This is a genomic window from Roseateles sp. P5_B10 (genome assembly GCF_056400485.1).
The window spans coordinates 1-4208 of sequence record NZ_JBFULE010000464.1 but is presented as its reverse complement, the minus strand read 5'-3'; the positions used below and the strand labels follow the sequence as shown (position 1 = coordinate 4208).

4 protein-coding genes and 1 pseudogene are annotated in these 4208 nt (G+C 66.7%); 2 read left to right on the top strand and 3 right to left on the bottom strand.

Translation table 11 applies throughout. The annotated features are described in order from the left end of the window. Positions 1 to 568: DNA gyrase C-terminal beta-propeller domain-containing protein (locus tag AC1DU6_RS21960; protein ID WP_477859595.1), on the top strand; the 568-nt coding region annotated here is incomplete at its 5' end. 203 nt (positions 569 to 771) lie between these two features. Continuing rightward, complete coding sequence (locus tag AC1DU6_RS21955) at positions 772 to 1254, top strand: FxDxF family PEP-CTERM protein (RefSeq protein WP_056196142.1); 483 nt, start codon at positions 772 to 774, stop codon at positions 1252 to 1254. Between the two features lie 111 nt (positions 1255 to 1365). Here AC1DU6_RS21955 and AC1DU6_RS21950 read toward each other — a convergent pair whose 3' ends face one another. The 3 genes and pseudogenes from AC1DU6_RS21950 to AC1DU6_RS21940 all read right to left on the bottom strand — a co-directional run. Continuing rightward, positions 1366 to 3387 carry an alpha/beta hydrolase family protein gene (locus tag AC1DU6_RS21950; RefSeq protein WP_477859593.1) on the bottom strand — a complete coding sequence of 674 codons (2022 nt, stop codon included), beginning with the start codon at positions 3385 to 3387 and terminating at the stop codon, positions 1366 to 1368. A 65-nt stretch (positions 3388 to 3452) separates the two neighbouring features. Next, entirely contained in the window at positions 3453 to 3950 is a 498-nt protein-coding gene (locus AC1DU6_RS21945; protein WP_457323508.1) for an outer membrane protein assembly factor BamE, read from the bottom strand. Between the two features lie 8 nt (positions 3951 to 3958). Beyond that, positions 3959 to 4208, bottom strand: a pseudogene (locus AC1DU6_RS21940) (quinone-dependent dihydroorotate dehydrogenase); the annotation flags it as partial.

Sequence of the window (4208 nt, the reverse complement as noted above, 5' to 3'; positions counted from 1 at the left end):
GGTCTACTCCGTCCCCATCTCGACCTTGCCCGGTGGCCGTGGCGACGGCCAGCCCATCACGACCATGATCGAGCTGGAGACGGGCAGCCAGATCGCCCATTACGTTGCCGGTGCACCGAACCAGCGCCTGGTGTTTGCCGGTTCGACCGGCTATGGCCTGATCGCCCAGATCGGCGACCTGGTCGGGCGCCAGAAGGCCGGCAAGACCTTCCTTGCGCTTGACGACGGCGAGCTGCCGCTCCTGGCCGCAGTGCCTAACGACGTAGTCGCTCTCCAGCTTGGCGTGCTGAGCGCCCAGGGGCGTCTTTTGAGCTTCCCGCTGGATGAACTCAAGCACCAGCCCAAGGGCGGCAAGGGTCTGATGCTGATGGACCTGGAGGCCAAGGACAGCGTGGCGTCCATCGCCTGCTTCACGACCCAGTTGCGCGTGCTCGGCAGCGGCCGCGGCGGCAAGCCGCGCGAGGAATTGCTGAAGAACCAGTCCTTGGCTGCCCACGCTGGCAAACGCGCCCGCAAGGGCAAAGCGGTGGACGGCCTGCAGAAGGTCGCGCGCCTGACGGCCGAATAAGGTGCATGCGCTCAGAAAAGGTGACAGCCGGCCGTGACTTGGTGCACATCTGACAAAGCTTAGGGCGGCGTTTACAAGTTGCTACAAACCCGGCCCGTGATGTCCCTAGTGCAAGGGGTATGCAGGCGATTCAACAGTCTTCGCTGCACTGCACAATGGTTTCCGGCGGTTGTGCTTGACCGTCCAAAGTCAGGAGCTACGCAATGAAATTGAAAAACCTCGCCGCCGCATCCGTGGTGGCTCTAACCGCGCTCAGCAGCCAAGCTGCTTCCTTCAACTGGGGGGCGCATGATGCGTTTGAAGTCGGTGGCAACACCGTCTCTGGCGCCGTGTTCGACACCTTTTCGTTCTCGCTTGGTACCAGCAGCACGCTGACCAGCAGCGTGATCGCCAATCCCGGCAGCTTCTTGGGTTCGGCTTACACGCTGTACTCCTCAGGAGCTGACCACATGGTTGGTGGCGGTGACGATTCCTTTGTGGGCGCTTGGGGATTTAACACCGCAAACACCGTGGCGCTGGGTTCGGGCAGCTACTACTACTCCGTCCTGGGTGGCGCTACCGGCTCGTCCACATACGCCATCAGCTCTGTCGCGGCTGCGGTGCCGGAACCCGAAACCTACGCCCTTCTGGGTGCAGGCCTGGGCGTCATCGGCTTCCTCGCCTCGCGTCGCCGCCGCGATTCCTGATCGCGGTTGAACTGCCTGCGCGCTCCCAACGGCGCGCAGGCAGCTCACGACCCGTACAGCCCTGGTCATCCTGATCCAGGGCTTTTTCATGGGCGTCTCAAACTCGATCGACTAAGGGGTGGCCGCTGCGGCGCCGATGTGGCGCTCCAGGAAGCGCTCCACGCGGCCCCAGAAGTCCACGCTCGTCTCCAACGAGCGCCAGCCATGGCCCTCGTTGGGGTACACCACCCATTCCAGGCTTCGATGGCCTGCGGCTTCCAGGGCCTTTTTCATGTCGACGCCCTGCTGGACCTCAACGCGGCGGTCCTCGGCGCCATAGGCCATCAGCAGCGGCTGCTTGATCTTGGCGGCGAGCTTGACGGGCGCATTGGTGGCGAGCATCTCCGCGTCGTTCACCGGGTCGCCGACCAGCAGCTTGAGGTCGTGTTCGGCCCACATGCTCTGAATGTCGGTGTGGCTGCGGCTGAACAGCGAGGCCGGGTCGGTAACCCCCGCCCACTCGAAGCCGCAGCGGAAGAGCTCCGGGTTGCGCACCAAGCCCATGAGCGTGGCGTAGCCGCCGTAGCTGGCACCGGCGACGCAGATGCGCTTGGGGTCGGCGAGCCCTTTGTCGACGGCCCATTGGGCGGCGTCGGCGAGGTCGGCCTGCATGGCCTGGCCCCATTGCTTGCGGCCAAGGTTTTCATGGTGCTCTCCGTAACCCTCGCTGCCCCGGAATTCCGGCTCGATGACGAGGTAACCGCGGTTGGCGAGGAATTGCGCCATGTCGTTCCAGTACCAGTGATTGCCCCGCACCCAGGGGCCGCCGTGCACGAGCACGACCGCTGGACGCGAGGCGGCCGCACCGAGCGGCTTGGTCAGTTGCACGGGCATGGCCAGGCCGTCGCGGGTCTTCACGCGCAGAACCTCGCGCTCCGCCATGTCGGCGGCACGTACGGACGGACGCGACCGGAACAGCATCTTCAGCTGGCGGCTGTCGCGGTCATAGGCGTAAATGATTTCAGGCTGGCGGTCGGATGCGGCGTGGATCAGCACGCGCTTGTCCTTCAGGCAGTCGCGGCAGCTGATGGCGTTGACGGTGGCGGGTAGCAGCTTGTCGATCTCGGCCTGCAGGGCCTTCATGTCCTTGTCGAACCAGGCGGTGTCAGCGGCATCGGCCTCGTAGYGCAGGCCGATCAGCCGGCCGCTGTCGCGGTCCAGCACCGGGTGGCCGGTCCAGTCGTAGCCACGGATGGAGAGCAGGGTCTGGCGGCTGTCGCCCATCGCGCTGAGGCGCTGCACGATGCGGATGTCGCCCTTGGACTCGGCCGCGTCATGGCCGGCCACGAGCAGGTCACCGCCCGGCAGGCGCGCCAGCGGCATCGGCATGGGGTCGATGTTGCGGCGGCCGGAGCGCCAGAGCTTCCAGGACCGGGTCTCGGCGTCGAAGAGATGCACGCCGAAGCCCGCGCCCTCCATCGTGATGCAGGCCTGCGGCTGGCCCTTGCCGTCCACCAGCCACTCGGCCACGCGGTTGGGCACGTTGTCGGTAACCAGCGTCAGCTTGCCCGTGCGCGTGTTGAGCCGGCCCAGCACCTCGTGGCTGAACTCGCCGTTCTCGTCCCAGGTGTAGCGCTGCACCATGACGTCGTCGCTGTCGTCGTCCAGCGCGCGCAGCAACCGCCAGTTCCAGGGCAGCAGTTTGTCAACGGCTTCCTTGATGCGCGTGCCGGTCTGGGCCTGGCCGGGGTTGATGTTGAAGCGCGTGGAGATCAGCTGCGTCACCTCGCCGCTGCGCACGTCCAGCACCCAGAGGCCCGTGGAGACTGGCGTGTCGCGCAGTTCGTGGCGCTGCCAGGCCTGAAAGACCAGCCGGTTGGGATTGAGCCAGTGGACGCTGGCGACGTCGAGCCGGTCCACGGCTGCGACGACGTCGGTGGGGCTGTCGTCGTCTACCCGAGCCAGCGCGAGCTTGGTGCGCTCGCCAGGGCGGTTGACGAGGACGGCGACGCGGCTCTGGTCAGGCGACAGCACGGCGCGCTCGAAAGCCGGCGGCCTGAAGAAGGCCTCGATGGGTAGCTTGGGCGCCTGGGCGCCGGCGAGTGCAGACGACAACAGGGCCAGCGTGACGCTGGCCTGCGCGATGATTCTCATGACTTCTCCCTGAAAACGGGGCCGAAGCCTACTCGACCCGCAACGGTAATGTGCCCTTGCGGGCGTCAATCATCGAAGCCCGGGAAGAGCCGGCTCGGGAACACCATGCTCTGCGTCGTGCGAACGACGGCGCCGTCCTTGAAGTGGACGTTGAAGCGCAGGCCATAGCCCGCCTGGTCGGGCTCGATGGTCCAGTCCCAGACGTCTTCGCCGCTGAGGCGGAAGAACACACGCGTGCGCTCGCGGCCGAGGATGCGGCTGACCTGTTCGGGCGTCATGCCCGGCTCGATGCGGGCGCGGCCGGCAGGGGAGAGGCCGTCCTCGATGCGGACCAGCCGGCCATCGACGGCCAGGCGAACCATGTAGCTGTGCCGGCCCATCGGCTGGTTCGAATATTCGAGCGTCCGGCCGCCGTCAGCCTCGGGCCAGGTGCGCACCGGCTGGCCATAGAGTGCGATGACGTCCGTCTCGCCGCTGACGCCGGGCTTCAGCCGCGCATCGCGATCCGGCGTCGCGCAGCCGGTGAGCAGTGCGGCGCAGAGAGCGAGGGCGGCGAGTCGCATGGCGATATTCAACGCTGGGCCAGGGCCCTCGCGCAGTCGCTGACGAGGCCCGGGCCCTTGTAGATGAGGCCGGTGTAGACCTGCACAAGGTCGGCACCGGCGGTGATTTTGGCGCGCGCGTCGGCACCGCTCATGACGCCGCCCACACCGATGATGGGATAGCCCGCCGGCAGGGCTGCGCGCAGCAGGCGAATGACGCGGTTGCTGGCCTCGAAGACCGGGGCGCCCGACAGGCCACCCATCTCGTTCGCATAGGGC

Coding starts and splice junctions, on each gene's coding strand:
- AC1DU6_RS21955 (WP_056196142.1), top strand. CDS start 772: ATGAAATTGAAAAACCTCGCCGCCGCATCCGTGGTGGCTCTAACCGCG.
- AC1DU6_RS21945 (WP_457323508.1), bottom strand. CDS start 3,950: ATGCGACTCGCCGCCCTCGCTCTCTGCGCCGCACTGCTCACCGGCTGC.